The sequence below is a fragment of the Streptomyces sp. Je 1-332 genome (assembly GCF_040730185.1).
GTDB lineage: Bacteria > Actinomycetota > Actinomycetes > Streptomycetales > Streptomycetaceae > Streptomyces.
Genome location: NZ_CP160402.1, coordinates 3,935,060 through 3,961,098 on the forward strand (window position 1 = coordinate 3,935,060; position 26,039 = coordinate 3,961,098).

27 protein-coding genes, 2 tRNA genes and 1 other RNA gene are annotated in these 26,039 nt (G+C 70.7%); 22 read left to right on the top strand and 8 right to left on the bottom strand.

The window, feature by feature from the left end:
- Positions 1 to 396: 396 nt before the first annotated feature.
- On the bottom strand, positions 397 to 2,745 hold the full coding sequence (locus ABXJ52_RS17730; protein WP_367043575.1) for a DNA polymerase III subunit gamma and tau: 2,349 nt from the start codon (positions 2,743 to 2,745) through the stop codon (positions 397 to 399).
- 42 nt (positions 2,746 to 2,787) lie between these two features.
- An RNA gene (gene ffs / locus ABXJ52_RS17735) (signal recognition particle sRNA small type) lies at positions 2,788 to 2,886 on the bottom strand.
- Positions 2,887 to 3,028: 142 nt separating this feature from the next.
- Between ffs and ABXJ52_RS17740 the strand changes: the two genes are divergently transcribed.
- Positions 3,029 to 3,116: transfer RNA gene (locus ABXJ52_RS17740), tRNA-Ser, on the top strand.
- Positions 3,117 to 3,229: 113 nt separating this feature from the next.
- Here ABXJ52_RS17740 and ABXJ52_RS17745 read toward each other — a convergent pair.
- Positions 3,230 to 3,715, bottom strand: a complete 486-nt coding sequence (locus ABXJ52_RS17745) for a cupin domain-containing protein (RefSeq protein WP_367043576.1) — start codon at positions 3,713 to 3,715, stop codon at positions 3,230 to 3,232.
- A gap of 140 nt (positions 3,716 to 3,855) precedes the next feature.
- Here ABXJ52_RS17745 and ABXJ52_RS17750 point away from each other — a divergent pair, with 140 nt between their 5' ends.
- Positions 3,856 to 4,779 carry a LysR family transcriptional regulator gene (locus ABXJ52_RS17750; RefSeq protein ID WP_367043577.1) on the top strand — a complete coding sequence of 308 codons (924 nt, stop codon included), beginning with the start codon at positions 3,856 to 3,858 and terminating at the stop codon, positions 4,777 to 4,779.
- On the opposite strand, the gene ABXJ52_RS17755 is transcribed toward ABXJ52_RS17750, so the two are convergent.
- Positions 4,743 to 5,294, bottom strand: a complete 552-nt coding sequence (locus ABXJ52_RS17755) for a GNAT family N-acetyltransferase (RefSeq protein WP_367043578.1) — start codon at positions 5,292 to 5,294, stop codon at positions 4,743 to 4,745. The genes ABXJ52_RS17750 and ABXJ52_RS17755 overlap by 37 nt on opposite strands.
- Before the next feature lie 105 nt (positions 5,295 to 5,399).
- On the opposite strand from ABXJ52_RS17755, the gene ABXJ52_RS17760 reads away from it, so the two are divergent.
- From ABXJ52_RS17760 to ABXJ52_RS17770, 3 genes are all read left to right on the top strand, one after another.
- The gene (locus ABXJ52_RS17760; protein WP_367043579.1) at positions 5,400 to 5,654 is read left to right on the top strand and encodes a hypothetical protein; all 255 of its coding nucleotides are present in this window, start codon (positions 5,400 to 5,402) and stop codon (positions 5,652 to 5,654) included.
- Positions 5,655 to 5,665: 11 nt separating this feature from the next.
- Positions 5,666 to 6,904 carry an SPFH domain-containing protein gene (locus ABXJ52_RS17765; protein ID WP_367043580.1) on the top strand — a complete coding sequence of 413 codons (1,239 nt, stop codon included), beginning with the start codon at positions 5,666 to 5,668 and terminating at the stop codon, positions 6,902 to 6,904.
- Positions 6,905 to 7,250: 346 nt separating this feature from the next.
- A complete protein-coding gene (locus tag ABXJ52_RS17770) occupies positions 7,251 to 8,450 on the top strand; it encodes a cation:proton antiporter (protein WP_367043581.1) in 1,200 nt (399 codons plus the stop codon).
- Here the strand turns inward: ABXJ52_RS17770 and ABXJ52_RS17775 are convergent.
- A complete protein-coding gene (locus tag ABXJ52_RS17775; protein ID WP_367043582.1) occupies positions 8,447 to 10,048 on the bottom strand; it encodes an ABC-F family ATP-binding cassette domain-containing protein in 1,602 nt (533 codons plus the stop codon). The genes ABXJ52_RS17770 and ABXJ52_RS17775 overlap by 4 nt on opposite strands.
- Positions 10,049 to 10,228: 180 nt before the next feature.
- On the opposite strand from ABXJ52_RS17775, the gene ABXJ52_RS17780 reads away from it, so the two are divergent.
- The 3 genes from ABXJ52_RS17780 to ABXJ52_RS17790 all read left to right on the top strand — a co-directional run bounded on the left by ABXJ52_RS17780 (position 10,229) and on the right by ABXJ52_RS17790 (position 11,748).
- On the top strand, positions 10,229 to 10,813 hold the full coding sequence (locus tag ABXJ52_RS17780; protein ID WP_367043583.1) for an HhH-GPD-type base excision DNA repair protein: 585 nt from the start codon (positions 10,229 to 10,231) through the stop codon (positions 10,811 to 10,813).
- 400 nt (positions 10,814 to 11,213) lie between these two features.
- The gene (locus ABXJ52_RS17785) at positions 11,214 to 11,525 is read left to right on the top strand and encodes a hypothetical protein (protein WP_367043584.1); all 312 of its coding nucleotides are present in this window, start codon (positions 11,214 to 11,216) and stop codon (positions 11,523 to 11,525) included.
- Positions 11,526 to 11,589: 64 nt separating this feature from the next.
- Positions 11,590 to 11,748, top strand: coding sequence for a hypothetical protein (locus ABXJ52_RS17790; RefSeq protein ID WP_367043585.1), 159 nt, complete (start codon positions 11,590 to 11,592; stop codon positions 11,746 to 11,748).
- Positions 11,749 to 11,790: 42 nt separating this feature from the next.
- Here the strand turns inward: ABXJ52_RS17790 and ABXJ52_RS17795 are convergent, their stop codons facing one another.
- Positions 11,791 to 13,335: a helicase HerA-like domain-containing protein gene (locus ABXJ52_RS17795; protein ID WP_367049105.1), complete on the bottom strand. Its 1,545-nt coding sequence runs from the start codon at positions 13,333 to 13,335 to the stop codon at positions 11,791 to 11,793.
- A gap of 309 nt (positions 13,336 to 13,644) precedes the next feature.
- On the opposite strand from ABXJ52_RS17795, the gene ABXJ52_RS17800 reads away from it, so the two are divergent.
- Together ABXJ52_RS17800 and ABXJ52_RS17805 are read left to right on the top strand one after the other, a co-directional pair.
- Positions 13,645 to 13,941, top strand: coding sequence for a type II toxin-antitoxin system VapB family antitoxin (locus tag ABXJ52_RS17800; RefSeq protein WP_003955420.1), 297 nt, complete (start codon positions 13,645 to 13,647; stop codon positions 13,939 to 13,941).
- A 206-nt stretch (positions 13,942 to 14,147) separates the two neighbouring features.
- Entirely contained in the window at positions 14,148 to 14,795 is a 648-nt protein-coding gene (locus ABXJ52_RS17805; RefSeq protein ID WP_367043586.1) for a LytR C-terminal domain-containing protein, read from the top strand.
- Between the two features lie 73 nt (positions 14,796 to 14,868).
- Here ABXJ52_RS17805 and upp read toward each other — a convergent pair whose 3' ends face one another.
- Positions 14,869 to 15,504 (bottom strand): uracil phosphoribosyltransferase, encoded by a 636-nt coding sequence (upp, locus tag ABXJ52_RS17810; RefSeq protein ID WP_367043587.1) that lies wholly within the window; start codon positions 15,502 to 15,504, stop codon positions 14,869 to 14,871.
- A 179-nt stretch (positions 15,505 to 15,683) separates the two neighbouring features.
- On the opposite strand from upp, the gene ABXJ52_RS17815 reads away from it, so the two are divergent.
- From ABXJ52_RS17815 to ABXJ52_RS17855, 9 genes are all read left to right on the top strand, one after another.
- Positions 15,684 to 15,869: a hypothetical protein gene (locus ABXJ52_RS17815; protein ID WP_367043588.1), complete on the top strand. Its 186-nt coding sequence runs from the start codon at positions 15,684 to 15,686 to the stop codon at positions 15,867 to 15,869.
- Between the two features lie 184 nt (positions 15,870 to 16,053).
- Complete coding sequence (locus ABXJ52_RS17820; RefSeq protein WP_367043589.1) at positions 16,054 to 16,647, top strand: hypothetical protein; 594 nt, start codon at positions 16,054 to 16,056, stop codon at positions 16,645 to 16,647.
- Between the two features lie 90 nt (positions 16,648 to 16,737).
- Positions 16,738 to 17,169, top strand: coding sequence for a tRNA adenosine(34) deaminase TadA (tadA, locus tag ABXJ52_RS17825; protein WP_367049107.1), 432 nt, complete (start codon positions 16,738 to 16,740; stop codon positions 17,167 to 17,169).
- Positions 17,170 to 17,260: 91 nt separating this feature from the next.
- Positions 17,261 to 17,345, top strand: a tRNA-Ser gene (locus ABXJ52_RS17830).
- Between the two features lie 432 nt (positions 17,346 to 17,777).
- The gene (locus tag ABXJ52_RS17835; protein ID WP_367043590.1) at positions 17,778 to 17,957 is read left to right on the top strand and encodes a hypothetical protein; all 180 of its coding nucleotides are present in this window, start codon (positions 17,778 to 17,780) and stop codon (positions 17,955 to 17,957) included.
- A 53-nt stretch (positions 17,958 to 18,010) separates the two neighbouring features.
- A complete protein-coding gene (locus ABXJ52_RS17840) occupies positions 18,011 to 18,304 on the top strand; it encodes a Dabb family protein (RefSeq protein WP_160505982.1) in 294 nt (97 codons plus the stop codon).
- Positions 18,305 to 18,556: 252 nt separating this feature from the next.
- Entirely contained in the window at positions 18,557 to 19,480 is a 924-nt protein-coding gene (locus tag ABXJ52_RS17845; RefSeq protein WP_367043591.1) for an RNA polymerase sigma factor SigF, read from the top strand.
- Positions 19,481 to 19,724: 244 nt separating this feature from the next.
- Entirely contained in the window at positions 19,725 to 20,600 is an 876-nt protein-coding gene (locus ABXJ52_RS17850) for an RNA polymerase sigma factor SigF (RefSeq protein ID WP_367043592.1), read from the top strand.
- Positions 20,601 to 20,710: 110 nt separating this feature from the next.
- On the top strand, positions 20,711 to 21,451 hold the full coding sequence (locus ABXJ52_RS17855) for a hypothetical protein (protein ID WP_367043593.1): 741 nt from the start codon (positions 20,711 to 20,713) through the stop codon (positions 21,449 to 21,451).
- Positions 21,452 to 21,577: 126 nt separating this feature from the next.
- Here the strand turns inward: ABXJ52_RS17855 and ABXJ52_RS17860 are convergent, their stop codons facing one another.
- Positions 21,578 to 21,784, bottom strand: coding sequence for a hypothetical protein (locus ABXJ52_RS17860; RefSeq protein ID WP_367043594.1), 207 nt, complete (start codon positions 21,782 to 21,784; stop codon positions 21,578 to 21,580).
- Positions 21,785 to 21,956: 172 nt separating this feature from the next.
- Here ABXJ52_RS17860 and ABXJ52_RS17865 point away from each other — a divergent pair, with 172 nt between their 5' ends.
- The 3 genes from ABXJ52_RS17865 to ABXJ52_RS17875 all read left to right on the top strand — a co-directional run bounded on the left by ABXJ52_RS17865 (position 21,957) and on the right by ABXJ52_RS17875 (position 25,983).
- Positions 21,957 to 22,436: a MarR family transcriptional regulator gene (locus ABXJ52_RS17865; protein WP_367043595.1), complete on the top strand. Its 480-nt coding sequence runs from the start codon at positions 21,957 to 21,959 to the stop codon at positions 22,434 to 22,436.
- Positions 22,437 to 22,450: 14 nt separating this feature from the next.
- Positions 22,451 to 24,979, top strand: coding sequence for an MFS transporter (locus ABXJ52_RS17870; RefSeq protein ID WP_367043596.1), 2,529 nt, complete (start codon positions 22,451 to 22,453; stop codon positions 24,977 to 24,979).
- A gap of 185 nt (positions 24,980 to 25,164) precedes the next feature.
- A complete protein-coding gene (locus tag ABXJ52_RS17875) occupies positions 25,165 to 25,983 on the top strand; it encodes a YceI family protein (protein WP_367043597.1) in 819 nt (272 codons plus the stop codon).
- Positions 25,984 to 26,039 lie beyond the last annotated feature (56 nt).

Consider the following 26,039-nt stretch of genomic DNA (forward strand, 5'->3'; position numbering starts at 1 on the left):
GGTCGCGGACAAGGCCGCCGCTGCGCGGCGAATCTTTCCCGCCCACCCACCCGATCACCCCGTGGCACTGCCCTGACCGCAGGACCGGTAAGCACCCGCCGGTTCGCAGCGGCACACGCCCCCGCGACGGGGCGAACGCAGACGCCCCTACGTGAGGGGTGCACCGCCGGAAAACGGGTGGGCGGGCGGGAAACACCCGCCGCGAAGCGGGCGGGACAAACCTGAAGCCGCCAAACCCGGCAGGCAAAACGCCCCCCACGTCAGGGGCGCACCGCCGGGAAACGGGCGGGGCGGGCGGGAAACACCCGCCGCGAAGCGGGCGGTACAGGCCAGAACACAAGCCGCGCACCCCGCAGCCGTCCAGTGGCCCTCCGCTCAGGCCCCTGCCAGGACCCCTCAGGGTTCGTTGTTGAATTCCTCAACGATCGTGGCGCCCAGTTCCCGGACGATGAGGTCGTGGCCGGACAGGGCCGACTCCACCAGGTCGGGGTCGTCGTCCGCCCAGGTGTCGTCCTCCGGGGAGACATGATCCGGGACCCGCCGCTCCGGGGCCGGGGCCGCAGCGGGAGCGGGCGCGGGAGCCGGGGCCGAGGCGGGCGCGGCCGGCGCCCGGCTCGCGGCGGGAGACGCGGGCGGGGGCGACTGCTGGGGCGGAGCCGGTCGCGAGGGCGGCTGCGGCGCGCCACCCCCGAAGTTCCCCGCGGCGGGCGGCGGCGCCGAGCCCCCCGAGGGGTCGACGATCGCCTCGACCTTCCACTGCACCCCGAACTGCTCGGACAACGCCTGCCGCAGCACATCCTCACTGCCGCTGCTGGCGAAGTTGTCCCGCGCCCCCGCGTTCACGAAGCCGATCTGCAGTGTCGTCCCGTCGAAGCCCGCGACCTGGGCGTTCTGGCTCAGCAGGATCCAGGTGAAGCGGCGGCGGCCCTTCACCGCCTCAAGGATGTTCGGCCACAGGGAGCGGGGATCGGGCCCGCCCACCGCGCCCGCCGCCGGAACGGGAGCCGAAGCAGGGGCAGGACCAGGAGCCGCCGCAGCAGGCCCCGCCGGAGCCGACTGCTGCGGAGCCGACGCACCGCCCCCCGCCCCCGCGGCGGCCGTGGGCCAGCCCCCCGGACGCGGGGCGCCCGAAGGAGCGGGAGCTGAGACAGCGGGCTCGCCCTGCTTCGGACCGCTGCCCGGCGCCGAAGCCGTGGGCCACCCACCAGGGCGACGCTCACCGGAAGGCACGGCAGGCGACACCCCCGCCTCCGGACCCGGAGCCTGCACCGGCGGCGCAACAGCCGGAGCCGCGGCTTCAGGCGCCGAGGGAACGGAAGCGGCCGAAGCCGCAGGAGCCGAATCACCAGCCCCCGAAGAAGCGGCACCGGGAGATCCGGCCCCCGGAGAGCCGGCACCCGTCCCCCCACCACCCCGCACAGCAGCCCGAGCCGCCGCGGCCCCGCCCCCCGGCGCCACCGGCGAACCCTGCGGATCAGCGGGCCCCGCATGGGCGTCAGGCCCCGGAACGTACGCCATCGCGGGACCAGGGCCGGCCCCAGGCCCAGGCCCGGACCCGCCCCCCACCTGCGGCCCCGCCATGAAGTTGCCGCCACGCTCCAGCCGGTCGAGGCGGGCCATGAGCGAGCGCTCGTCGTCGTACGCGGCCGGAAGCAGCACCCGCGCGCAGATCAGTTCCAGCTGCAGCCGGGGCGAGGTCGCCCCCCGCATCTCGGTGAGGCCTTCGTTCACGAGGTCGGCCGCGCGACTGAGCTCCGCGCCGCCGAAGACGCCCGCCTGTGCCTGCATCCGCTCCACGACGTCCGAGGGAGCGTCGATGAGCCCCTTCTCCGCCGCGTCCGGAACCGCGGCGAGGATCACCAGGTCCCGCAGCCGCTCAAGGAGGTCGGCGACGAAGCGCCGGGGGTCGTTGCCGCCCTCGATGACGCGGTCGACGATCTCGAAGGCGGCGGCCCCGTCCCCCGACGCGAAGGCCTCCACCACCGAGTCGAGCAACGACCCGTCCGTGTAACCGAGAAGGGACGTCGCCATGGCATACGTCACACCGTCGTCCGCCGCGGACGCGAGCAGCTGGTCCATGACGGACATCGAGTCACGCACGGACCCGGCACCGGCCCGCACGACGAGCGGGAACACGCCCTCCTCGACGGCCATCTGCTCCCGGCCGCACACCTCCGCCAAGTACTCCCGAAGCGTCCCGGGCGGCACGAGCCTGAACGGATAGTGGTGCGTACGCGACCGGATCGTCCCGATGACCTTCTCGGGCTCCGTCGTCGCGAAGATGAACTTGAGGTGCTCCGGCGGCTCCTCGACCACCTTCAGCAGGGCGTTGAAGCCCGCCGAGGTGACCATGTGGGCCTCGTCGATGATGTAGATCTTGTACCGACTGCTCGCCGGGCCGAAGAAGGCCTTCTCGCGCAGGTCACGGGCGTCGTCCACACCGCCGTGCGAAGCGGCGTCGATCTCGATGACGTCGATCGAACCCGGGCCGTTCCTCGCCAGGTCCTGGCAGGACTGGCACTCGCCGCAGGGTGTCGGAGTGGGACCTTGCTCACAGTTGAGACAGCGGGCCAGGATGCGCGCGCTCGTCGTCTTGCCGCAGCCGCGCGGACCACTGAACAGGTAGGCGTGATTGACCCGGTTGTTGCGCAGCGCCTGCTGCAGCGGGTCGGTTACATGCTCCTGCCCGATGACCTCGGCGAACGACTCCGGGCGATAGCGGCGGTACAACGCGAGAGACGACACACATACGAGGTTAATGGCGCCCACTGACAACACATACCGCGAACGCAAAGCGCCCCCCACGCACCCGCCAGAGCCAACCTACCCTTGCTGCCTTCCGGCCCTGGGGGAGTTCAGTCAGATAGCGCCACGTGAGGGGCTGAGCCCCACCTTAGCCGATCCCCCGCCCCGGAAGCGACGCCCACCCCCGCCCGGACCGCGCCCCGGAACGACCTCGGGAGCGATCTTCGGACCGGAGGCCGATCTGGTTCGCGAGCACTCCTCAACGTCTTGTATTGTTTGCGGCGGAGGATTCGCCTAGTGGCCTAGGGCGCACGCTTGGAAAGCGTGTTGGGGGCAACCCCTCACGAGTTCGAATCTCGTATCCTCCGCCAGTGCCTCACCGGGCACGAGGTTGATGGGCCCCACTGTTCGCAGTGGGGCCCTTCGACGTTGCGGGGCCCGAGCGATCGACGTTACGGGGCCCGAGCGGTCGACGTTGCGGGCCTCAGCGGTCGACGAAGAAGCTGTCGTGTTTCACGAGGAACTCGCCGAACTCCTTGCCGCCCTTCTGGGCCATCTCCGCCACCTGCTCGAAGTACTCCTCGCGCGGGGCGCCCGGTGAGAAGAGCATGATCATGGAGGCGGGTGCGTCGCTGCCGTTCTTGAAGGCGTGCAGGCCGCCGACCGGGACGTAGAGGAAGTCGCCGGGGCCGCCGGTGATCCAGCGGTCTCCGTCGTAGAGCTGGACCTGGCCGGACAGGACGAAGAAGGACTCCGAGATCGACTTGTGGAAGTGGGTGCTCGGGCCCGGGGACTTCGCGGCCAAGTCGACCTTGTAGAGGCCGAATTCGCCTCCCGTGGAGGCGTGCGTCGCGAGGTAGTGCGTGCGGTTTCCGTGGGGGCTGACCAGTTCGGGTTCCTGGTCGGACGGTCTGAACACCGCGTTGATTTCGCCCTCTTCGCCGAGGTAGCGGGGCTCCGGGTATGACATGCGCTGCTCCTTCGTTGGTGACGCGGCCTTGCGATGGGGCCAGTTGCCGCCCACTGCGGGGGCTGACTTTAGTCATGGGCCGCCCACGCGCCCTGTTAGTTGTACGTAAGGGTCCGCGGGGCAGAGTTAAGCTGGGCTGCATGCTTGATACGCGGCGTATGCAAGTCCTCCGGGCAGTGGTCACCAGTGGCTCCGTGAGTGCCGCGGCCCGCAACCTCGGGTACACGCCCTCCGCCGTGAGCCAGCAGATGGCGGCCCTGGAGAAGGAGGCGGGCATTCCTCTCCTGGAGCGCACCGGCCGCGGGGTGCGGGCGACGGATGCCGGGCGGCTGCTCACCGAGTACGCGATCACGATCGGCAAGCAGCTCGCCGAGGCGGAGACCGCGCTCGCCGCGCTGCGGGCGGGGCGGACGGGCCGGGTCTCCATGCGGTACTTCACGACGGCGGGCGCGCGGCTGGTCGCCCCGGCGCTGGCCGCGCTGCGGCGCGCGCAGCCCGGTGTGCAGGTCGAGTTGAAGCTGTCGGATCCGGACGATGCGATGCCGGACGTACGGGACCAGTGGGCGGACTTGGCTCTCGTCGTGCGACCGCCGGGACAACTCGGCGTGGACGGCGTCCGGTTCGAGCATCTCCTGGACGACCGGTTCCACGCGGTGCTCCCCGTCGGGCACCCCCTCGCGGAGAAGCGGCTGCTCGACATGGCGGACCTGGCCGACGAGCCGTGGGTCGCGAGCGAGTCGCCCGGCCCCTGCCTCGACCCCATCCTCGACGCGTGCGGCGCGGCCGGCTTCAGCCCGGACTTCGTGGTGGAGAGCGGGGACTACGCCACCGCGCAGGGTTTCGTCGCCGCGGGCCTCGGCGTCAGCCTCGTACCGGAACTCGGCCTGGACGCACCCCACCCCGGGGTTGTCGTCCGCCAGGTCCACAACCCCACGCCGGTCCGTTCGATCTACGCGGCGGTACGGGGCCCCGCGCCGGACCGCCCTGCGGTGGGTGGCCTCCTGGACGCGCTGCGGGACGCGGTGACTCAGCTCGGCGGAACCACGGCCCCCGGCGCCGCGTAACACCGCACGGTGACGATCTGCTGAGGGCTCCAGTGCTGCCGGCCCGTGCCGAGGAACTGCCAGCCCGTACGTTCGTAGAGTGCGGTCGCGAACATCTCGGACTCGACGACGTCCAGGACGGGCGACAACCCCAACTCCCGGCCCTCGGCCACGACCCGCTCCAGCAGCCGCGCCCCGACCCCGTGCCCCCTGGCCCCCGGCGCGACGAACAGCCGGCTGACGACGGCGGACTCTTCGACGGCCATGCCTTCGCCCCGGCTCCACAGCGCGGGCACCACGTCGTCGGCCCCGCTCCGGCAGAGCGCCACATGCCCCACGTCACGGTCGTCGAGCTCGGCGACCCAGGCCCCGGCGAGCGAATCCCCGGCCAGCCAGCCGGCGGGCTGCTCGGGCCAGTTGGTGGGGTAGCCGTCGGTCACGTGCACCTGAGCGAGGGCTTCCACACAGGCGGGCAGGTCGGCGTCCCGGCGGCTGCGGATGGAGGCGCGGGTGCGCGGGGCGGAGGTTTGGCTCATCGCGGTATGCAAGCACAGGCGAGCGCCGCCTCCCTGGTCCCGGGCCCCTGGCGCTATCGTCGGGATCCAGACAGAGCCTGCATGACATGGGGGAGGCGGCCGACGATGGCGCCGGATGAGGCTGTGATCGGGTGTACCGGTGAACTCGTCGTCGGTACGCGCGGATCCGCGGGGCCCGGCGAGGTCCTGGTGCGGATCCGCGGGGGGTCCGAGACGTTTCTCGCCTGGTCCGACGAACCGCTGCCGCACGGTGCCGCCGTACTCGTGATCGAGTCACGGGGCAGCCGCCAGGTCGATGTCATCAAGTGGGCGGACCCGTTGGAGGCGTTGGCCGGCGATGGTGCCGGCGGCGCCGGTTGAGGAGTCGATCGATGTTCGGTTACCGCGTTCCCGCCCCCGATGAGGCGATGCTGATCTCCGGCGGCAGGCGAGGCCTCGGCGGCGCCCCGTTCCGGGTGGTCACGGGCCACGGCAAGTTCGTGCTGCCCGTCTTCCGCAAGACCCGCTTCCTCACCCTTTCCATGTGCGAGGCGGAGGTCGTCGAGCACTGCGTGACCCGGCAGGGCATCGCCCTGAAGGTGCGTGCCGTGATCGCCTTCAAGGTCGGCAACGACACGGAGAGCATCGTCAACGCGGGCCAGCGCTTCCTCTCCGACCAGGACCAGATGTCCGTCCTGACCGGCCGCATCTTCGCCGGTCATCTGCGGTCCATCATCGGCTCGATGACCGTCGAGGAGATCGTCACCGAGCGGCAGAAGCTCGCCACCGAGGTGCTCGACACCTCGAAGTCCGAGATGGCGAAGATCGGCCTGCACGTGGACTCGCTGCAGATCCAGTCGATCGACGACGGCGACACCGGCTACATCGACGCCATGTCCGCCCCGCACAAGGCCGCCATCCAGCGCCAGGCCCAGATCGCCCAGGCGCAGGCGACCCAGGCCTCGGCCGAGGCCGAGCAGGAGGCCGCGCGGAACCAGGCCGAGTACGCGCGCCAGACCGCGATCGTGCAGGCCCAGTACTCCGCCGAGGTCGAGCGCGCCCAGGCCAAGGCGGCCCAGGCGGGCCCGCTCGCGGAGGCGCACGCGCAGCAGGAGGTGCTCGACGCGCGCACCGAACTGGCCGAGCGTGCCGCCCAGTTGCGCCAGCAGCAGCTGGTCGCCGAGGTGGTCAAGCCCGCGGAGGCGGACGCCGAGCGCATCCGGGTCCTTGCCCTCGCCGAGGCCGAGCGGATGAAGATCCAGGCGGAGGCGGCGGCGTCGTACGACCGGGTCGCGCTCGACCGGATGCTGATCGACCAGTTGCCGCTGATCGTGAAGGAGGCCGCGTCCGGCCTCTCCGGCGCGAACGTGAACGTGCTGAACGGCGCGGACGGGCTCGGCGAGATCGCGGCCGGACTCGTCGGGCAGGGCCTGACGATCCTGGACTCGGTCCGCAACAACCTCGGCTCACCCGCCGCGCAGGGCCAGGGAGAGGGCCAGGGCCAGCGTGAACCCCTCGACATCAAGCGGTACTTGGGCGCGCCCGCCGACCGCGGCCAGGCGGACGGCGGCCAGGCGGACGGCGGCAAGTGTGACGGCGGCAAGGGCGACGGCCCCGTGGAGATCCAGTAGCCCCGCGCGCGGGGGCCCGCCGCCGGAGTGCCTGAGCCCTCACCATCACCGTGGCGTAGGTGATGGCGGCCGTGAGCAGCCAGAGGGCGAGGCCACCCCAGAGGCAGCGTTTCCAGAGGCCGGGCCGCGTCTGCGGGGCGCGGTGGTCGTCGTCCGGGCTCGGGGGCCGGCTCGGTGACGTGGCCGGCGTGTGCGGCGTGTGCGGCGTGTGCGGCGTGTGCGGCGTGTGCGGCGTGTGCGGCGTGTGCAGCGTGTGCGGCTTCTGGTGCATCGGATGGGGGCCCCCTTCGGATCGCCCCGGACTGCCCGCTATCCGTTTCGCCCGACTTTAGGTTGAATACGACCTATGTCGCAGCCGGGGACGCTCATCCTGATCATGGCCATCGCCGTGCTCGCACCCCTCCTCACCTACGGCTTCAGCCGCTGGCTCCCCGTCCCCCTGGTCATCTTCGAGATCCTGCTCGGCATCCTCATCGGCCCCGACGTCCTCGGATGGGCCCACCACGACGCGGCCATCGACGCGCTCTCGGATCTCGGCCTCTCGATGCTGATCTTCCTCGCGGGGTACGAGATCCAGTTCGGCGCCGTCCGCGGGGACACCCTGCGCCGTTCGGTGCGGGCCTGGGTGATCTCGCTTGCGCTCGGACTCGGCGTCGCGTTCGCCCTGACCGCGGGCGCCGTCACCAAAAGTTTCGTCATCGGCACGGCGCTGACCAGCACCGCGCTCGGTACGGTGCTGCCGGTCCTGCGCGACTCCGGAGACCTGCGGGGCCGCTTCGGGACGGTGATGATGGCCTTCGGCGCGGTCGGGGAGTTCGGCCCGATCATCGCGATGTCCCTGCTCCTGAGCGGCCGGGCCCCCCGCACGTCGGCCGTGCTGCTCGCCGCGTTCGCCGCCGTCACGGCCGCCGCGGTCTTCTGGGCGCTGCGGCCGAGGCCTCCCTGGTTCTCCCGTGTCATCGCCAAGACCCTGCACAGCAGCGGCCAGTTCGCGGTGCGCTTTGTGATGCTGCTGCTCGCCGCGATGCTCGGCCTCTCGTACGCCTTCGGCCTCGACACGCTCCTGGGCGCGTTCGCGGCGGGCCTGCTCACCCGCCTCGTCCTGCACGGTGCGGCGCCGGAGAGCAGCGAGCTGGTCCTCGGGAAGATCGAGGCGATGGGCTTCGGCTTCCTGGTGCCGGTGTTCTTCATCGTGACCGGCATCGACTTCGACCTGGACGCCCTGCTGCACGGCGGCCGTCCACTCGTCCTGCTGCCCGCCTTCCTCCTGCTCTTCCTCGTCGTACGGGGCCTGCCCGTGTACGTCCTCGCCCCACGCGACCTGGACGTACGGGACCGGCGCGCCCTCACGCTCTACTCCTCCACGGCCCTGCCGCTCGTCGTCGCGATCACCGCCATCGGCCTGGACGACAAGGCACTGACGGCGGGTGAGGCCGCGGCGCTCGTCGGGGCGGCGATGGTGTCGGTCCTTGTCTTCCCGCTCCTGGCGCTGAGGCTGCGGGCACGCGCGCCACGCAGCCTCGAGCCCACGGGCGACGCCGGCTAGGCGAGCGCGACGAGCTCCCGGTAGTCCGGGCTCCACAGGTCCTCGGTGCCGTCCGGCAGGAGCAGCACGCGATCGGGCCGCAGCGCGTCGATGGCCCCTTCGTCGTGCGTCACCATCACGATCGCGCCCGGATACGTGCCCACCGCGCCGAGCACCTCGTCGCGCGACGCCGGGTCGAGGTTGTTGGTCGGCTCGTCCAGGAGCAGCACGTTCGCCCCCGAGTGCACGAGCCCCGCGAGCGCGAGCCGGGTCTTCTCGCCGCCGGAGAGCACCGCGGCCGGCTTGTCGGCGTCGTCCCCGCGGAACAGGAAGGATCCCAGGACCCCTCGCACCTCGCCGTCCGTGAGGCCGGGCGCGGCGGCGGCGAGATTCTCCCGTACCGTCATGCGGCCGTCGAGGGTGTCGTGCTCCTGCGCGAAGTAGCCGAGCCTGGCTCCGTGACCGTGCACCACCCGTCCGCTGTCCGGGAGTTCGGCCCCGGCGAGGATGCGCAGGAGGGTGGTCTTGCCAGCGCCGTTGAACCCGAGAACGACGAGCCGGCTCCCCCGGTCGACGGCCAGGTCGACACCGCCGAGCACCCTGCGACCCCCGTACGCCTTCACCAGACTGACCGCCCCCAGCGGCGTACGCCCGCACGGCGCGGGCTCGGGCAGCCTGATCCGCGCGACGCGCTCGTCCCTCCTGACGGGCTCGGTGGCGGCGAGCATCCGGTCGGCGCGGCGTGCCATGTTCTTCGCGGCCGTGGCGGTGGCGACGTGCGAGCGCATCTTCTCCGCCTGGCTGCGCAGCGAAGCGGCTTTCCGCTCCGCGTTGGCCCGCTCACGGCCGCGCCGCCGCTCGTCCGCGGCGCGCTGGGCGAGGTAGGTGTGCCAGCCGGTGTTGTGCACGTCGAGGGCGGCGCGGCCGGGGTCGAGCGCGAAGACGCGGTTGACGGTGTCCGCGAGCAGGTCGGTGTCATGGCTGATGAGGACGAGCCCACCGCCGTATCCCCCGAGATATCCCCGCAGCCAGCCCACCGAATCGGCGTCCAGATGGTTGGTCGGCTCGTCGAGGAGCAGGGTGTCGTGGCGCGAGAAGAGGATCCGGGCCAGCTCGACGCGGCGCCGCTGGCCGCCGGAGAGGTGGCCGACCGGCGCGTCCATCATGCGCTCGGGGAGCCCGAGACCGGCGGCCACGCGGGCGGCCTCCGCCTCGGCGGCGTACCCGCCCCGCGCCTGGAACGCGTCGTCCGCGCGGGCGTACGCGGCCATGGCCCGCCGCTGCTCCGCGGCGCCCACGGCTTCGGCCATGGCGCTCTCGGCGTTACGCAGGGCCTGTGCGGCACTGTCGAGTCCGCGGGCGGAGAGGATGCGGGCGGTGACGGTGCTGTGCGGGTCGGCGGCGGCGGGGTCCTGGGCGAGGTAGCCGACGGAACCGGTGCGGGTGAAGGTCCCCGCGGCCGGGGCGGCCTGCCCCGCGAGGGTCTTGAGCAGGGTGGTCTTCCCCGCGCCGTTACGGCCGACGAGGCCGATGCGGTCGCCGGGGGCGATGTGGAAGGAGGCGCCGGCGAGCAGAAGCCGGGCGCCGCCGCGGACGTCGATGCGTCGGGCGGTGATCATGAGGTAACGCTCCGCAGTAGCGAATGGACACACGGGTGACGTGGAGACCGGTGTCCTGGCTAGGAGATGCGGGGCGTAGACATAGGGCGAGGGTATCGATCCCGGCCCCGTGACCGCACGCGGATTTCCCCGCCGGGTGCGGGCGTGCGGAGCTCCTGCTGGGGCGGGATGATCGACTCCATGGACGTCACCTTGCACCTGGCCCAGGAACCGGAAGCCGATGAGCTCCTCGGCCGCAGTCCGCTGGCCGCGCTCGTCGGGATGCTGCTCGACCAGCAGGTTCCGATGGAGTGGGCGTTCGCGGGGCCGCGGACGATCGCGCGGCGGTTGAACGCGGACGATCTCGACGCGCACGAGATCGCGGCGTACGACCCCGAGGAGTTCGCCGCGCTGCTCTCCGCGAAGCCGGCGGTGCATCGCTATCCCGGGTCGATGGCGAAACGAATCCAGCAGCTCTGCGCGTACCTCGTGGAGCACTACGAGGGTGACCCCACCGCCCTGTGGGAGGGCGTCGCGTCCGGCAAGGACCTCCTGAAGCGCCTGAACGACCTCCCCGGCTTCGGCAAGCAGAAGTCACAGATCTTCCTGGCCCTGCTCGGCAAGCAGCTCGGTGTACGTCCTGATGGCTGGCGGGAGGCGGCGGGGGCGTACGGGGAGCCGGACGCGTACCGCTCGGTCGCGGACATCACGGGCCCGGAGTCCCTCCAGCGGGTCCGCACCCACAAGCAGCAGCTCAAGGCAGCAGCAAAGGCCTCCGGCAAGTAACCCCGGGGCCACCGAGGCCCCGCATCCGCCCCTAGCCGAACAACCTTTCCCGCCCACCCGCCCGATTGCCCCGCGGTACCTGGGCGGGGTAGGTGCGGTAGCCAGGGGCAACCCCGGGCCGGACACCGACCCCCACCCACCCGCAGCCGGCAGTGAGACGCGAGGGGACGTGCCGGTATGTCTGCCCGGAGCACGGCTCCCGAAGACTCCGGAGTCGAAGCAGCCCCGCGGCCACCGGACGATAGCGAGGACGGACATACCGGCGCGGCCCCGCACCACCACACGGACCGGAACCGCCCCGCAGCCGTCAGCCGGGAGCGCCCCTCGCGCCCTAGCCCAAGAGGGGGGATCTCTGGGGTGGGGCACAGGAAGTGGGGGTGGTCGGGGGACATGATCCCTCATGAGCCGTGCCGCCGCGCCCCGCCCCGCGTGGCTTCGCGCTGCCCTGATTCTGCTGGCCCTCCTCGGCGCCGTCCTCGCCCCCGCGTCCCCCACCGAAGCCGCCCCCGCCCCACCCGCGGCCATCTCCACCGAGCCCGCCGGTGAGGCCCACCAGGACACCGCCGAGACCGCCCTCCGCGTACCCACGAGACGCCCCACCCCCGTCTCCGCCCCGGCCGCACGCCCCCGCGACCCCCGCCGCAACCGCCCCCTCCCCACCCGCGCCCTTCACCACCGCCCTGCCCCACGCTCCGTCGTCCTCCGCTGCTGACAGGCCCGCCCCCGCGGGGCGACCACGCCACCCCCCAGCAGCGAGAGAAAGAGGACGGCACCCCATGCCTATCGACCCCTACGCAGCCCTGCACGCACTCCTCCGCGCCGAAGCCGTACGCAACGCACCCCCCACCCCCGACGCCCCCACCCCGGCAGCCTCACAGAGCGACGACGAGGACCCCGAGAAGAACGGCGGCGGCGCGGAGCAGAACGGCCGCTGAGCCCAGTCACCACGCCCCCCGCCCGGCGCAGACGCACACGACTCAGCGTCTGCGCCGAGCCGTTCCGAACACCGACCGCGAGATCTCCCGCCCGATCTGCGTCCCCAACGACCGCGCCAGCGACTTGAAGATCCCGCTCCCCACCACCTGGTCCACCACCGAGCCGGACCCCTTGCTCGTAGCCGCCCCCTTCGCCGCCGCCCTCTCCGCCTTCTCCGCCTCCGCCGCAGCCGCGACCGCCGCGGCCGCCTCCTCCGCCTCGGCCTGACGCGCGGTCAACTTCTCGTACGCCGACTCCCGGTCGACCGCCTCCGCGTACCGTCCGTACAGCAGCGACCCCTTCACCGCTCCCTCCAGCGCCCCCGCCTCCACCGGCCCCATCAACGACTCCGGCGCCCGCAGCCGCGTCACGGCCACCGGCGTGGGCGCGCCCTTCTCGCTCAGTACGGTGATCACCGCCTCGCCGGTGCCGATCGCGGTGAGGGTCTCCTCCAGGTCGTACGCGGAGTTCGGGAACGTCCGTACCGTCGCCTTCAGCGCCTTCTGGTCGTCCGGCGTGAAGGCCCGCAGCGCGTGCTGGACGCGGTTGCCCAGCTGGGCGAGGACGTCGGCGGGCACGTCCTTCGGCGTCTGCGTCACGAAGAAGACGCCGATCCCCTTCGAGCGGATGAGCCGCACGGTCTGCGTGATCGCTTCGAGGAAGGCCTTCGACGCCCCGTTGAAGAGCAGGTGTGCCTCGTCGAAGAAGAAGACCAGCTTCGGCCTCTCCACGTCGCCCACCTCGGGCAGGTCGTTGTAGAGATCCGCGAGCAGCCACATCAGGAACGTCGAGAAGAGCTGCGGTTTGTCCTGCACGGCGGGCAGTTCGAGCACCGACACCAGGCCCCGCCCGTCCGGCGCCGCCCGCAGGAACTCGCTCGTGTCGAACTCCGGCTCCCCGAAGAAGTCCCCCATGCCCTGCGCCTCGAAGGCGGTCAGCGCCCGCAGGATGACGCCCGCGGTGACCGTGGAAAGGCCGCCGATTCCCTTGAGTTCCGGCTTTCCCTCGTCCGACGTCAGGAACGTCACCACGGCCCGCAGATCCTTCAGATCGACCAGTTCCAGCCCTTTCTGGTCGGCGTAGTGGAAGATCAGGCCGAGCGACTGCTCCTGGGTCTGGTTCAGTTGCAGCACCTTCGACAGCAGCACCGGACCGAAGCTCGTGATCGTGGCCCGCACCGGAATCCCGGTGCCGATCCCGCCCAGCGCGTAGAACTCGCTGGGGAAGCCCGTCGCCTCCCACGTCTGCCCGACGTCCCGCGCCCGCTCGGCGACCTTCTCGCCGCTCTCCCCCGGCACCGAGATCCCGGACACGTCCCCCTTGATGTCGGCGAGGAACACCGGCACGCCCTGCGCGGCCAGCTGCTCGGCGATGAGCTGGAGAGTCTTCGTCTTGCCTGTGCCGGTCGCGCCCGCGACGAGCCCGTGACGGTTGAGCATGGCAAGCGGGATGCGGATCTGGGCGTCGGGGAGGCACTGTCCGTCCCACAGGAGCGCGCCGAGGTCCAGCGCGGGCCCGGCGAAGGCGTAGCCGGAGACGATCTCCATCGCCTCCTGGGGCAACGCGGCACCCCCTCGCTCGGCGCCCTCACCCGCGGCGCCGCCACCCACGGCGCCTCCACCCACGGCACCCCCACCGGAAGCTTCCCCTCCGGTCGTCACCCCCGCGACCGGCGGTGACTCGTTAGAGGGGTTCTCGCGCCCCGTCGTGGACGGCATCGGCTGGCTCTCGCTCACTTCTGCCCCTGTTCCCGGCTTGAGAGTTCCCGGTTTGCCCCGATTTCCGGCGTCATTTCCCAGAGTCGCACTCCGTCTCCATGGCTGCGCCCGGAGAGCCTCGCCCGGTAGGCTTTCCGTGTGATCTTCAAGCGCATCGGAAACGGCCGGCCGTACCCCGACCACGGCCGGGAAAGCACCCGGCAGTGGGCGGACGTCGCGCCGCGCCCGGTCCGCCTCGATCAGCTCGTGACGACCAAGGGCCAGCTGGACCTGGAGACGCTCCTCGCGGAGGACTCGACGTTCTACGGCGACCTCTTCGCGCACGTGGTGAAGTGGCAGGGCGACCTCTACCTGGAAGACGGACTGCACCGCGCGGTCCGCGCCGCGCTCCAGCAGCGCCAGGTGCTGCACGCCCGCGTACTCGAACTGGGCTGACGGCGCCGCACGGCCGTGACACCGGGCACGCATGCCTCCATGCGTGCCGCACGCGTCCCCACCTCACGGCTGCCGCACGCGTCCCCCACCTCACGTTCACAACCCGCGCCCGCAGCCGCGCCCTCGTTGGCCCTTTCGGGTTGGACCGACCCCAAGTCAATGATCATTTAGTAGGCATCACGGCGTCGTCGCACTACGCTGCGCCCATGAGCATGCTCACTCCCCCCGGCATGGGCGGCAAATACCGCATCACGGGGGCCAAATATCCGCGTATGCGCCGCCCCCGTGGCCGCCGCAGGCTCGTGCTCGCGGTGATCGCGTCCGTCGCGGGGGCCGGTCTCATCGGCTGGGGAACACTGCAGCTCATCGATGTCTTCACCGGCGGCGGCAAGGCCACGGCGGCGAGTTCGCGCAGCGACTGCGCGGCCAGGAAGCCCGGCCCCTCGGCCGAGCCCGCCCCCGCGGCGCTGCCCAAGCCGGGCCAGATCAAGGTCAACGTCTTCAACGCCACGCCCCGCTCCGGCCTCGCCAAGGACGTCGCGGCCGAGCTCAAGAAGCGCGGCTTCGCCATCGGCAAGGTGGACAACGCCCCGAAGGAGTACGACAAGAAGGTCAAGGGCACCGGGATGCTGCTCGGCCCCAAGTCCGCCACGGGCACCGCGCTGCCGGTCCTCGGGACGCAGCTCGCGGGCACCGAGAGCCGGACGGACGCCCGTAAGGGCGGCGAGGTCGACCTCATCATCGGCTCGAAGTTCAAGGATCTGGCAAAGAAAGAGGACGCCGACAAGGCTCTGGCGGTACTCGCCAAACCCAAGCCGACGTCCCCGACGTCCAACGGCAAGAAGGGCTGCTGAGAGCCGCTCCCCACAGCCGCTCCCCAAAGCCGCCGAAGCCGCCGAAGCCGCTCCCGGAAGGAGCAGCCGCGCGCTACTCCGCCGTCCCGTACATCCGGTCCCCGGCGTCGCCGAGCCCCGGCACGATGTAGCCGCTCTCGTTGAGCCGCTCGTCCACCGACGCCGTCACGACCGTCACCGGCGTGCCCGCGAGCTCGCGCTCCATGACCTCTACGCCCTCGGGGGCGGCGAGGAGCACCACGGCGGTGACGTCGTCCGCGCCGCGCTTGATCAGTTCCTGGATGGCGGCGACGAGCGTGCCGCCGGTGGCCAGCATCGGGTCCAGGACGTACACCTGACGCCCGGAGAGGTCCTCCGGCATACGGGTCGCGTACGTCGACGCCTGGAGGGTCTCCTCGTCGCGGATCATCCCGAGGAAGCCCACCTCGGCGGTCGGCAGGAGCCGCACCATGCCGTCCAGCATGCCGAGCCCGGCGCGCAGGATCGGCACGACCAGGGGGCGCGGGTGGGACAGCTTGACGCCGGTCGTCGGGGTGACCGGGGTCTCGATGTCGACCTGCTCGGTGCGCACGTCCCGGGTGGCCTCGTACGCGAGCAGGGTGACCAGCTCGTCGGCGAGGCGCCGGAAGGTCGGTGAGTCGGTGCGCTTGTCGCGCAGCGTGGTGAGTTTGTGCGCCACCAGCGGGTGGTCGACGACGTGGATACGCATGCCGTCAACGGTAACCGCGCGCGGGACCACCTGGTCTCCCCCGTGACGACCGCTTCGAACCCCCGCTTCGAACCCCTGCTTCGAACCTCCGCTTCGACCTCGCCCCGTGAAGACCCCTCGTTGGCATCAAACCCGCCGTACGGGGGAAAGTGGACGTACGACCTTGGGTGGTGTTGCCCATGCCGGACAGAGAGCCCGGCGGCCGAGAGCCGGACCGCGAGACCGAAGCCGAGCGCCGGCGCCGTCGTGCCCAGTTCCTGCACGAAAGGGCCGAGGCCCTTGAGCTCCGCGACCGTGTGAAGCCTCGCCGCGCCCGGGCGGCACGGATGCGTCAGCAGATGCGTATGCGCACGTTCCGCTGGTAGCGGCCACCTCTCACGCAGGCATCGGGGAGCTGTCCGGGAGACGCGACGCGGACACAGCGGGCGGAAGACCTCTCCTCGGGCCGTGGTTTCTGCCACGATTCCGAGTGGGCGGGGCTTGGAACAGCAACTCCCCCGCTCCCCGAACTCGCCGGGGGGACACCCAAACCGTCAACCGGCACTGTCTATGACCAGTGGGAGAGTCACGGTGTACTTCGCCGCACTGCTCGCGCGCACCGAAGACGGGTGGGAAGCGAGCGACACGGAGCTCGACGATGTGGAGACCCTGTCGGATCTGACCGACCTGGCCCGCGAGGCCACGGCCGGCAGCGCTGAGGACGACACCGTCCTCGTCTTCATCGAACAGGAGGGCGCCTGGTTCGGCGTCGTCCGCGTGGACGGGGAGGAGGACCCTCGTATCTACGTCTCGGACGCGGCCGCGGCCGCCCGGAGTTCGTACGGCGAGATCCTGCTCACCGACGAGATGCTCGGCCGCGAGCCGGGCACCGACGACCCGGGTGTCGATCTGGACGCCCTCGACCTGGACGGCACGGAGGACGGCGAACCCGCCGCGTCCGACGCCGTCCCCGATACCGCCGATGACGACGACACGGGTGACACCTCGGGCGAGGCGGCGCCCGCGGGTCCACTGGGCGACTCCGGGCTCATGGCCGACCTCGGCGTGCCCGAGAAGGAGCTGCTCGCTCTGGAGCCCGGTGACGCGCTCAGCGACATCGCCGAGATCCTCGGGGCGGCGGAGGTGCTCGAGGCCGTCCGCTAGGTTCCCGGTGTGAGCGAAACCGGCCATCCGACCGACCCGACCGATCCGAACGAAACGACCGATCCTGTACGCGACCGCTGGCGGGCGTCCATGCGGCTCGCCCTGGCCGAGGCCGAACTGGCCGCTCAGGGCGGCGATGTGCCCGTCGGCGCCGTCGTGCTGTCCCCGGACGGCACGACGGTGCTCGCGTCGGGCCACAACGAACGCGAGGCGACCGGTGATCCGACGGCGCACGCGGAGGTGCTCGCCCTCCGCCGGGCCGCGGCCGCGCTCGGGGAGTGGCGGCTCACCGGCTGCACGCTGGTGGTGACCCTGGAGCCCTGCACGATGTGCGCGGGCGCGCTCGTCCAGTCCCGCGTCGACCGCGTCGTCTACGGGGCGCGCGACGAGAAGGCGGGCGCCGCGGGCTCCGTCTGGGACGTCGTACGCGACAGAAGGCTCAACCACCGCCCCGAGGTGATCGAGGGTGTCCTCACGGAGGAGACCGCTGGGGTGCTCACCCGTTTCTTCCGGGGGCGCTGAGGAGCCGGCGGGGAGCCTCTGAGGAGCCAGTGGGAAGCCTCTGCGAGAACGGATTTCTGACCACGGGCCTCTTTGGGCTAGAGTTCCTCTCGGTAGCGTGTCCGAGCGGCCGAAGGAGCTCGCCTCGAAAGCGAGTGTGGGGAAACTCACCGTGGGTTCAAATCCCACCGCTACCGCTCTTGATACGAAGGCCCCGTCCGCGAGGACGGGGCCTTCGTCGTTTCCGGCATCTGCCGAAAGGCCGGACGCGCGAGAGAGCCCCGGCGCCGCGAAGGCGCCGGGGCTCTCTTCCGATAGGACGGGGGGAGCGGCATCGGGGGGACAAGCCACTCCCCCCGATGAGGACTGGAACCCCTAAGCCAGCGCCGTCTTTCGGGGGGAAGCCGACGGCGCGTGACCCCGCAGTGGGGCCAGTCCCTTGCCCGCGGATTCCTGCCAGATCCGCTGGGCACATCACCAATCCTGCGTGGCGCGCCACTCGGAACGGGACGGCAAAGGACCTCTGCTGCCGGGCCGTTGGTCCTTAAAAACCCTGTGAGCACGGGCCGGGTTAGACTCACCGCCGTCACAGGGGTCACAGGACGCAGCGGGTATGGGGAGGCCGAAGCATGGCGGTGCAGTGGAAGAAAGTCGGGCTCTTCGCGCTCGTCGTCTTCATGCTCTACGTGATCATCACCGACCCCGCCAAGGCCGCTGACTACGTGCAGATAGGCTTCGAGGCGGTTTCGGACGCCGCTCAGAGCATCGGCGACTTCATGACGTGGGTCGCCAACGGAGGCAAGGACTGAGCGGCTCGGCCGCCGTCCCCGACTCTCCTCTCCCCGCTTCCCAGGAGTGCGCAATGATCCGCCATCTGGTCCTCTTCAAGCTCAACGACGGTGTGGAGCGCGACGAGCCGCGCGTCGTCGAGGGCGTCAAGGCCTTCCGCGCACTCGGCGAGCAGATCCCGGAGCTCACGTTCTGGGAGTGCGACTGGAACATCACCGACCGGCCCATCGCGTACGACTTCGCCATCAACTCGGCGGTCGAGGACACCGATGCGCTGAAGCGGTACATCGAGCACCCGGCCCACCAGGCGGGCGTCGCGCTGTGGCGTGAGTTCGCCACGTGGGTGATCGCCGACTACGAGTTCTGAGCCCGCCGGCTCGGCCACCCCGCGAAAAGCGGCCCCTCACCTGGGCAGCCCCTCACCGGAACGGTGAGGGGCTTCTCTGTGTCTTATGGCCCAACTTGCCCCTCAACACGTAGTTAACGGGTGCTTGCACACAGTGCACATGTCTTGTGATGCTATGACCGCTTTTGACGGATGAGTTGACCAGGGTCGGCTGATCTTGACTGAGCTCGACAGGACTTGATTGCGCTTGACCGAGAAGGGGTGGCGTTGACCGTGCCGGCCAGTACTGCGCCCGAAGCACCACCCGTGACCCCGCAGGCGAGCAGCCCCGGCCCACCGAGCGCCCCGGGCCCGCAGGACACGCAGCCGGCCCCGAGCGCTCCCACCGCCCTCAGCGCCCCCACCGCCCCCAGCACCCCCAGCACCCCCAGCAGCAGGGGCGCCGACACCCGCGCCCTGACCCAGGTGCTCTTCGGTCAGCTCAAGGAGCTCGAACCGGGCACCCCCGAGCACGGCCGCGTCCGCGGTGCGCTCATCGAGGCGAATCTGCCGCTGGTGCGGTACGCCGCCGCACGCTTCCGCAGCCGCAACGAACCGATGGAGGACGTCGTCCAGGTCGGCACGATCGGCCTGATCAACGCCATCGACCGCTTCGACCCCGACCGCGGCGTGCAGTTCCCGACCTTCGCGATGCCCACCGTGGTCGGCGAGATCAAGCGGTACTTCCGCGACAACGTACGAACGGTCCATGTGCCGCGCCGTCTTCACGAGCTGTGGGTGCAGGTGACCGGGGCGACCGAGGACCTCACCACGGCGTTCGGGCGCTCGCCCACGACCGCGGAGATCGCCGAGCGGCTCCGGATCACCGAGGAGGAGGTCCTGGCCTGCATCGAGGCCGGACGTTCGTACCACGCGACGTCGTTGGAGGCGGCCCAGGAGGGCGACGGCCTGCCCGGCCTGCTCGACCGGCTCGGCTACGAGGACCCCGCGCTCGACGGCGTCGAGCACCGCGACCTCGTCCGCCATCTCCTCGTCCAACTGCCCGAGCGCGAACAGCGCATCCTGCTTCTGCGCTACTACAGCAATCTGACGCAATCACAGATCAGCGCCGAATTGGGCGTTTCCCAGATGCATGTGTCAAGACTGCTGGCCAGAAGCTTCGCGCGACTTCGATCCGCAAACCGTATCGAGGCGTAACCGTAACGAGTGGACTGCCCCGACGGCAGTTCCCGACGGTTCCACGAGAAGAAAAGCCCCAGACCCCCTCTTTCCTGCATCGATGTCACCCTTCTTTGTCGACATGTAACTACAGCGTGTTGCCGACATGTGACATTCTGCTGGAACCGCGTTTGCCGGAGCCCCACGTCCGGTATTCAGGTGGAGGCTGCGTTCCTCCGACGGGAACGTCCGCCGCGACCGTCCGCGACCTCAAGGGGGTGGCATGTCCGCAGACCAGGGCAGCTCGAAGGTGCTCACGCTCACGAAGAGCGAACCAGCGCCGAGCGAATCAGCGCCCGACGCGCTTGTGAGTCCAGTTGTTTCCGGGGCTTCCGGAGCCATCGACACCCGCACCCTGTCCCGCTCCCTGTTCCTGCGGCTTGCCACGCTCGACCAGGACAGCCCGGAGCGTGTCTATGTCCGAGACACGCTGATCGAGCTCAACCTCCCCCTCGTCCGGTACGCGGCCGCGCGCTTCCGCAGCCGCAACGAACCGATGGAGGACATCGTCCAGGTCGGCACGATCGGCCTCATCAAGGCGATCGACCGCTTCGACTGCGAACGCGGCGTGGAATTCCCGACGTTCGCGATGCCGACGGTCGTCGGTGAGATCAAGCGCTTCTTCCGCGACACGAGTTGGTCGGTGCGTGTGCCGCGCCGGCTCCAGGAGCTGCGGCTCGCGCTGACGAAGACGAGCGACGAGCTGGCGCAGAAGCTGGACCGCTCGCCGACCGTGCCCGAACTCGCCAAGGCCCTCGGGGTATCCGAGGAGGACGTGGTCGACGGCCTCGCCGTCGGCAACGCGTACACCGCGTCCTCGCTCGACTCCCCGGCCCCCGAGGACGACGGCGGCGAAGGCTCCCTCGCGGACCGCCTGGGGTACGAGGACAGCGCGCTCGAAGGCGTCGAGTACCGCGAGTCGCTCAAGCCGCTGCTCGCCAAGCTCCCGCCGCGCGAGCGCCGCATCATCATGCTGCGCTTCTTCGCGAACATGACGCAGTCGCAGATCGGCGAGGAGGTCGGCATCTCGCAGATGCACGTGTCCCGGCTGCTCACCCGGACTCTCTCGCAGCTGCGGGAAGGGCTGATCGCGGACTGACGGCGCTCCCCCTGTGGCTCGATGCGTCGCAGGGGGGCAGGAGTTGCCGTAGCAGGGCGGGAGTTGCTGACGGGGTTCCTAATTGACGGTCCGTCAGCCACACTTGCGCGATGCGACGTGGCATACGGAACGTACTGGGCGCGTCCACGGCTGCCCTGTGCCTGGGCGGACTGCTTGCCGCCTGCGGCAGCGGTGACGGTGACGGCTATGTGGCCGTGGGGCCTGCTGCGGCGGGCCCTGAGCGGGCGCCGGGGCAGGGTGTTGCGCCCACCGGGGACGTGGAGTTGGTCCCGTTGGACGGTACGTCGTCACCCGGCGAGAGTGGCGGCAAGGGTGACTCCCCCGAGCCGTCGGAGTCCGGCGCCGACGACTCCTCCGGCAATTCTCCTGCTGGAAAGCCCAGTTCCGCCTCTCCGGGCGCCTCGGACATCAGCAGCTCTCCGGCTGACGGCCCCAAGGCCGGTCGTACGGAGAGCAGTTCGGGAGCCAGTAACCCGGAGGGCACGCCCTCCGCACCCGGCGGCAGCTCAAGCGCCGCGCCCAGCGGGCCCGCGAAGCTGAGCGTCAGCGCGCCGGAACGTAAGCCTGCCGACGACCGGTGGTGCGAAAAGGTGACCGTCACGTTCCGCAACACCGGGGGATCACCGGTTCGGTCGGGCACGGTCACCTTCGGTACGCACGTGATCGGTGCCCTTGGCGTGGACTGGGCCACGCTTGAATCCGCGGAGAAGCTCCCCGCGCTGGATGCCGGTCAGCAGCTCAAGAAGACCTGGCCCATCTGTGTGGACCCATGGCGGGTGCCGCTGGGCATGCACGTTGAGACCCGCGACGTCTCGGTGAAGTGGAAGTAGCTGGGTTCTGATCTGCGGGCCACATGTGGCTGGTCGCGCAGTTCCTCGCGCCCCTGAACGCCCCTCCGGGGCGTCCTTGAAGCGCCCCTTCGGGGCGCTCCAGGGCACCCGCCCCGGCCGGGAGGTCTACTTCAGCGCCAGCCAAGCCACCCCCGCGATCACCACGATCGCGAGTACGACGCCGATGATCAGGCCGATGCGCGGGCCCGCGGGCGCCGCCGCCGGCTGCTGGGCTCGGCTGCCCTGCGGGGACTCGTCGACGAAGGCGCGGAACATCTGCGTGCTGCCGGCGGGGTCGGGGGTGTTCTGGGGGCCCTGGGGGTTGTGTGCCATAGCGCAGGACCCTAGCGAATCAGCGGGGGTCCGCCCAACCCCCGCTGACCACGGACTTTACGAGCCGAGCCCCAGACCTTTGCCGACTCTTTAAGGCGTTGGTCCGGTTTTAGTTTGCCTGCGGCAACCAACTGTCTCTATGGTTGCCCTAAGCAACAACATAGGAGGTGCCGTGGCCGCGCAGCGTCATTACGAGGAGCTGGCCCGACAGCTCAGCGCCATCGGCGCCGTGAAACGTGGTCTCGGAAGAGGGCTGCCGCACGACTGCCCGGCAGGTTCCGCCGCCGTACTCATCCTGCTCGACCGGCACGGAGAGATGCGGATGAGCAGGCTCGCCGAGCTGCTCGCCGTCGACATGTCGGTGACCAGTCGGCACGTGGCCCATGTCGCCGAGAAGGAGTGGATCCTGCGGGATCCCGACCCCGCCGACAAGCGCTCCCGGATCCTGCGCCTCACGCCCACGGGCAAGGCGAAGGTCAACGAGCTGTCCGACCTGTCCATCAGGACACTCACCCACTACTTGCATGACTGGTCAGACGACGAGGTCGTCCAGCTCAGCACGCTGCTCGCGCGACTGCGCGACAGCTTCGGGGACTGCCGCGCGGCTTCGGCCCGGTTCCCCTTCGAAGAGACCACCCGTACACCCGCGTAACGAAGAGGAAGCCCATGGCAACAACCACACCATCCGGTGTGCGGGGCAGCCACGCCAAGCACGGAGCGGCGTCCCACGACGCCGGTGCTCCGATGACACACCGCCAGATCATGGAGGCCCTTTCCGGCCTGCTGCTCGGCATGTTCGTCGCGATCCTGTCGTCGACGATCGTCTCCAACGCCCTGCCTGAAATCATCGGCGACCTGGGCGGCGGCCAGTCCGCCTACACCTGGGTCGTCACCGCCTCGCTCCTGGCGATGACGGCGACCACGCCCCTGTGGGGCAAGCTGTCGGACCTCTTCAGCAAGAAGGCCCTGGTCCAGATAGCCCTGATCATCTACGTCGGCGGCTCGGTCGTCGCGGGTCTCTCGCAGAGCGCCGAGATGCTGATCGCCTGCCGTGTCGTACAGGGCATCGGCGTCGGCGGTCTCTCCGCCCTCGCGCAGATCGTGATGGCCGCGATGATCTCCCCGCGCGAGCGGGGCCGTTACTCCGGCTACCTCGGCGCGACCTTCGCCGTCGCCACCGTCGGCGGCCCGCTGCTCGGCGGTGTCATCACCGACACCTCGTGGCTCGGCTGGCGCTGGTGCTTCTACGTCGGCGTGCCCTTCGCGATCATCGCCCTGATCGTCCTGCAGAAGACCCTGAAGCTCCCCGTCGTGAAGCGGGACGTCAAGGTCGACTGGGGCGGCGCCTTCTTCATCACGGCGGCCGTCTGCCTGCTCCTGGTCTGGGTGACCTTCGCGGGCGACAAGTACGACTGGATGTCCTGGCAGACCGGCGCCATGGTCGGCGGAGCGGTCGTCCTCGGCCTGCTCTTCCTGCTCGTCGAGTCCAAGGCGAGCGAGCCGATCATCCCGCTGCGGCTCTTCCGCAACCGCACCATCACCCTCGCCTCGCTCGCCTCGCTCTTCGTGGGTGTCGGCATGTTCGCGGGCACGGTGTTCTTCAGCCAGTACTTCCAGCTGGCGCGCGACAAGTCGCCGACGATGTCCGGCGTCATGACGATCCCGATGATCGGTGGCCTGTTCATCTCCTCGACGGTGTCGGGGCAGATCATCACCAAGACCGGCAAGTGGAAGGTCTGGCTGGTCTCCGGCGGCGCGCTCCTGACCGCGGGCCTCGGCCTGCTCGGCACGATGCGGTACGACACCGAGTACTGGCACATCGCGATCTTCATGGCCCTGATGGGTCTCGGCATCGGCATGATGATGCAGAACCTCGTGCTCGCCACGCAGAACCAGGTCGCTCCCGAGGACCTCGGATCCGCGAGCTCGGTGGTCACCTTCTTCCGTTCCCTCGGTGGCGCCATCGGCGTCTCGGCGCTCGGCGCCGTGATGTCGACCCGCATCACCGACTACGTGAAGGACGGCCTGGCCGACCTCGGCCCGAAGGCCGCGCAGGCGGGGCACGGCGGCACGGGTGGCGGCGCCATCCCGGACCTGGACAAGCTCCCGGCTCCGTTCCGCACGGTCATGGAGAGCGCCTACGGGCACGGCATCGCCGACGTCTTCCTGATCGCCGCACCGCTGGCGTTCCTCGCCTTCCTCATCACGATCTTCATCAAGGAGGTTCCGTTGCGTACGTCGGGTGCGCTGGCCCAGGCCAGTGAGTCCTCGGACGCCGGTGCCCCGGCGGCCACCCCGGCCGCCGCCGCGTCCACCGACGAGCAGCCCGTTCCGGCCTCCGTCGGCGCCCACACCGAGACGGGTCCCGAGGGCACGCAGAAGCTCGCCGCCGTGGCCTCGTCGGCCACCGGTGACGCCCCCCTGCAGACCACCGGCGGAACTCCCGTCCGCGGCTTCGTCCGCGGCGCGGAGAGCACGCCGGTCCCGCGGGCCGCGGTCACGCTGATCTCCCTCGGGGGACGGCAGCTGGGCCGCTCGGTCGCGCAGGGCGACGGGTCCTACGCGGTCGACGCCCCCGGCGCCGGCTCGTACGTGCTGATCGCTTCGGCCGACGGTTTCCAGCCGCAGGCCTCCACGATCGTCGTCTCCGACGAGGCCCTCACGTACGACATCCTGCTGAGCGGCACGAGCGGCCTCAGCGGTGTGGTACGGGCCTCCGACGGCAAGCTGCCCGTCTCGGGCGCGATGGTCATCGTGACCGACGTGCGCGGTGACGTCCTGGCCACCGGGCTCACCGGTGAGCAGGGCGAGTTCACCTTCGCCGAGCTGGTCCCCGGACAGGTCACCATCGCGGTGAACGCCGCGGGTCACCGTCCGATGGCGCTGCCCGTCGAGGTCGGCGCGGTCGGTGTCACCCGGGTCGAGGTCGAGCTGAACTCCGGTTCGCGGGTGCTCGGCACGGTGCGTGCGGCGGGCGGTCCGCTGAACGACGCGCGGGTGACGCTGGTGGACGCGGCGGGCAACGTCGTCGCCACCGCGACCACCGGGTCGGACGGCGCGTACGCCTTCACCGACCTCGACAGCGGCGAGTACACGGTCATCGCGACCGGTTACCCGCCGGTGGCGACGGGCCTCACCGTCGCCGGTGAGGGTGTCGGCGACCACGACATCGAACTCTCCCACCCGGGCGAGTAGTTGACCCCGGCCCGTGCGCGCGCTTCGAGCGGATGCGCGCGCACGGGCCGGTTGGGGAAAGGGCCCCCGGGCCGGCGGTGACGTACACGGCAGGGGACGGCCGTGTCACCGCCGCCGGGGGCCGCACTCTTTTTGAGACTTGTTGAGACTTTTTGAGCTCTTGAGCTCTGGCAAGGAGAAACGGGATGGGACTCAGCGCTCGGATCCGGACGCGTGACGGGTGGGCGGTATCGCACGCGGTCGTCACTCTGACGGACATGACCGGTACGCAGGTGCTGCGGGCCGCGGCGGACCAGGAAGGCGCCGTGCGTGACGCGACGGACCTCGCGCCCGGACCGTACACCGTGATCGTCACCGCGGTCGGCTACGCGCCCGTGGCCTCGACCGCGCTCGTCACGGTGAGCGGCCGTGCCGAGGTCGGCAACATCGTCCTCGCCCGGCAGGGCGGCACGGAGCTGCCGCCGCCCGGTCCGTGGACCATCGACCCGGCGCACTCCACCGTGGGCGCGGTCGCCCAGCACCTGGGGATCACCAGTGTGCACGGCCGGTTCACCGAGTTCGGGGGGCTCGTGGAGATCGCCGAGGACGTCGAGAAGTCGCGCGTCGAGGCGGTCATCAGGTCGGCGTCCATCGACACCGGCAACGGCATGCGGGACGGTCATCTGAAGTCGCCGGACTTCCTGGACGTCGAGCAGTACCCGGAGCTCGTCTACCGGTCGACGGGCCTCACGCCCGCCGGCGCGGACCGCTGGACGGTGCGGGGCGAGCTGCAGATGCACGGTGTCGTACGTCCGGTCGACCTGGACCTCAGCTACCTCGGTACGGGGGCGGACCCCTGGGGCGGTACCCGCGCGGCCTTCCGGGCCACGGCGGAGCTGCGCCGGGAGGACTTCGCCATGAACTACAACCAGGTGGTGCAGGCGGGCATCTCGGCGATCGGCACGACCCTGCGGGTGGAGCTGGACATCCAGGCTGTGCAGGGGGATGTGCTGCCGCAGGTGTAGGGCGGGGGCGGGGCGGAGGCGGGGGCGGGGCCGACTGCGGCTGATCAGTGGCTGGT

What these genes read in the sequence shown, in the direction of transcription:
- ABXJ52_RS17745 (WP_367043576.1), bottom strand. Translation starts at nt 3,715, where the DNA reads ATGTCATACCCGGAGCCCCGCTACCTCGGCGAAGAGGGCGAAATCAAC.
- ABXJ52_RS17750 (WP_367043577.1), top strand. Translation starts at nt 3,856, where the DNA reads ATGCTTGATACGCGGCGTATGCAAGTCCTCCGGGCAGTGGTCACCAGT.
- ABXJ52_RS17755 (WP_367043578.1), bottom strand. Translation starts at nt 5,294, where the DNA reads ATGAGCCAAACCTCCGCCCCGCGCACCCGCGCCTCCATCCGCAGCCGC.
- ABXJ52_RS17760 (WP_367043579.1), top strand. Translation starts at nt 5,400, where the DNA reads ATGGCGCCGGATGAGGCTGTGATCGGGTGTACCGGTGAACTCGTCGTC.
- ABXJ52_RS17765 (WP_367043580.1), top strand. Translation starts at nt 5,666, where the DNA reads ATGTTCGGTTACCGCGTTCCCGCCCCCGATGAGGCGATGCTGATCTCC.
- ABXJ52_RS17770 (WP_367043581.1), top strand. Translation starts at nt 7,251, where the DNA reads ATGTCGCAGCCGGGGACGCTCATCCTGATCATGGCCATCGCCGTGCTC.
- ABXJ52_RS17775 (WP_367043582.1), bottom strand. Translation starts at nt 10,048, where the DNA reads ATGATCACCGCCCGACGCATCGACGTCCGCGGCGGCGCCCGGCTTCTG.
- ABXJ52_RS17780 (WP_367043583.1), top strand. Translation starts at nt 10,229, where the DNA reads ATGGACGTCACCTTGCACCTGGCCCAGGAACCGGAAGCCGATGAGCTC.
- ABXJ52_RS17785 (WP_367043584.1), top strand. Translation starts at nt 11,214, where the DNA reads ATGAGCCGTGCCGCCGCGCCCCGCCCCGCGTGGCTTCGCGCTGCCCTG.
- ABXJ52_RS17790 (WP_367043585.1), top strand. Translation starts at nt 11,590, where the DNA reads ATGCCTATCGACCCCTACGCAGCCCTGCACGCACTCCTCCGCGCCGAA.
- ABXJ52_RS17795 (WP_367049105.1), bottom strand. Translation starts at nt 13,335, where the DNA reads ATGGAGATCGTCTCCGGCTACGCCTTCGCCGGGCCCGCGCTGGACCTC.
- ABXJ52_RS17805 (WP_367043586.1), top strand. Translation starts at nt 14,148, where the DNA reads ATGAGCATGCTCACTCCCCCCGGCATGGGCGGCAAATACCGCATCACG.
- upp (WP_367043587.1), bottom strand. Translation starts at nt 15,504, where the DNA reads ATGCGTATCCACGTCGTCGACCACCCGCTGGTGGCGCACAAACTCACC.
- ABXJ52_RS17815 (WP_367043588.1), top strand. Translation starts at nt 15,684, where the DNA reads ATGCCGGACAGAGAGCCCGGCGGCCGAGAGCCGGACCGCGAGACCGAA.
- ABXJ52_RS17820 (WP_367043589.1), top strand. Translation starts at nt 16,054, where the DNA reads ATGACCAGTGGGAGAGTCACGGTGTACTTCGCCGCACTGCTCGCGCGC.
- tadA (WP_367049107.1), top strand. Translation starts at nt 16,738, where the DNA reads ATGCGGCTCGCCCTGGCCGAGGCCGAACTGGCCGCTCAGGGCGGCGAT.
- ABXJ52_RS17835 (WP_367043590.1), top strand. Translation starts at nt 17,778, where the DNA reads ATGGCGGTGCAGTGGAAGAAAGTCGGGCTCTTCGCGCTCGTCGTCTTC.
- ABXJ52_RS17840 (WP_160505982.1), top strand. Translation starts at nt 18,011, where the DNA reads ATGATCCGCCATCTGGTCCTCTTCAAGCTCAACGACGGTGTGGAGCGC.
- ABXJ52_RS17850 (WP_367043592.1), top strand. Translation starts at nt 19,725, where the DNA reads ATGTCCGCAGACCAGGGCAGCTCGAAGGTGCTCACGCTCACGAAGAGC.
- ABXJ52_RS17855 (WP_367043593.1), top strand. Translation starts at nt 20,711, where the DNA reads ATGCGACGTGGCATACGGAACGTACTGGGCGCGTCCACGGCTGCCCTG.
- ABXJ52_RS17860 (WP_367043594.1), bottom strand. Translation starts at nt 21,784, where the DNA reads ATGGCACACAACCCCCAGGGCCCCCAGAACACCCCCGACCCCGCCGGC.
- ABXJ52_RS17870 (WP_367043596.1), top strand. Translation starts at nt 22,451, where the DNA reads ATGGCAACAACCACACCATCCGGTGTGCGGGGCAGCCACGCCAAGCAC.
- ABXJ52_RS17875 (WP_367043597.1), top strand. Translation starts at nt 25,165, where the DNA reads ATGGGACTCAGCGCTCGGATCCGGACGCGTGACGGGTGGGCGGTATCG.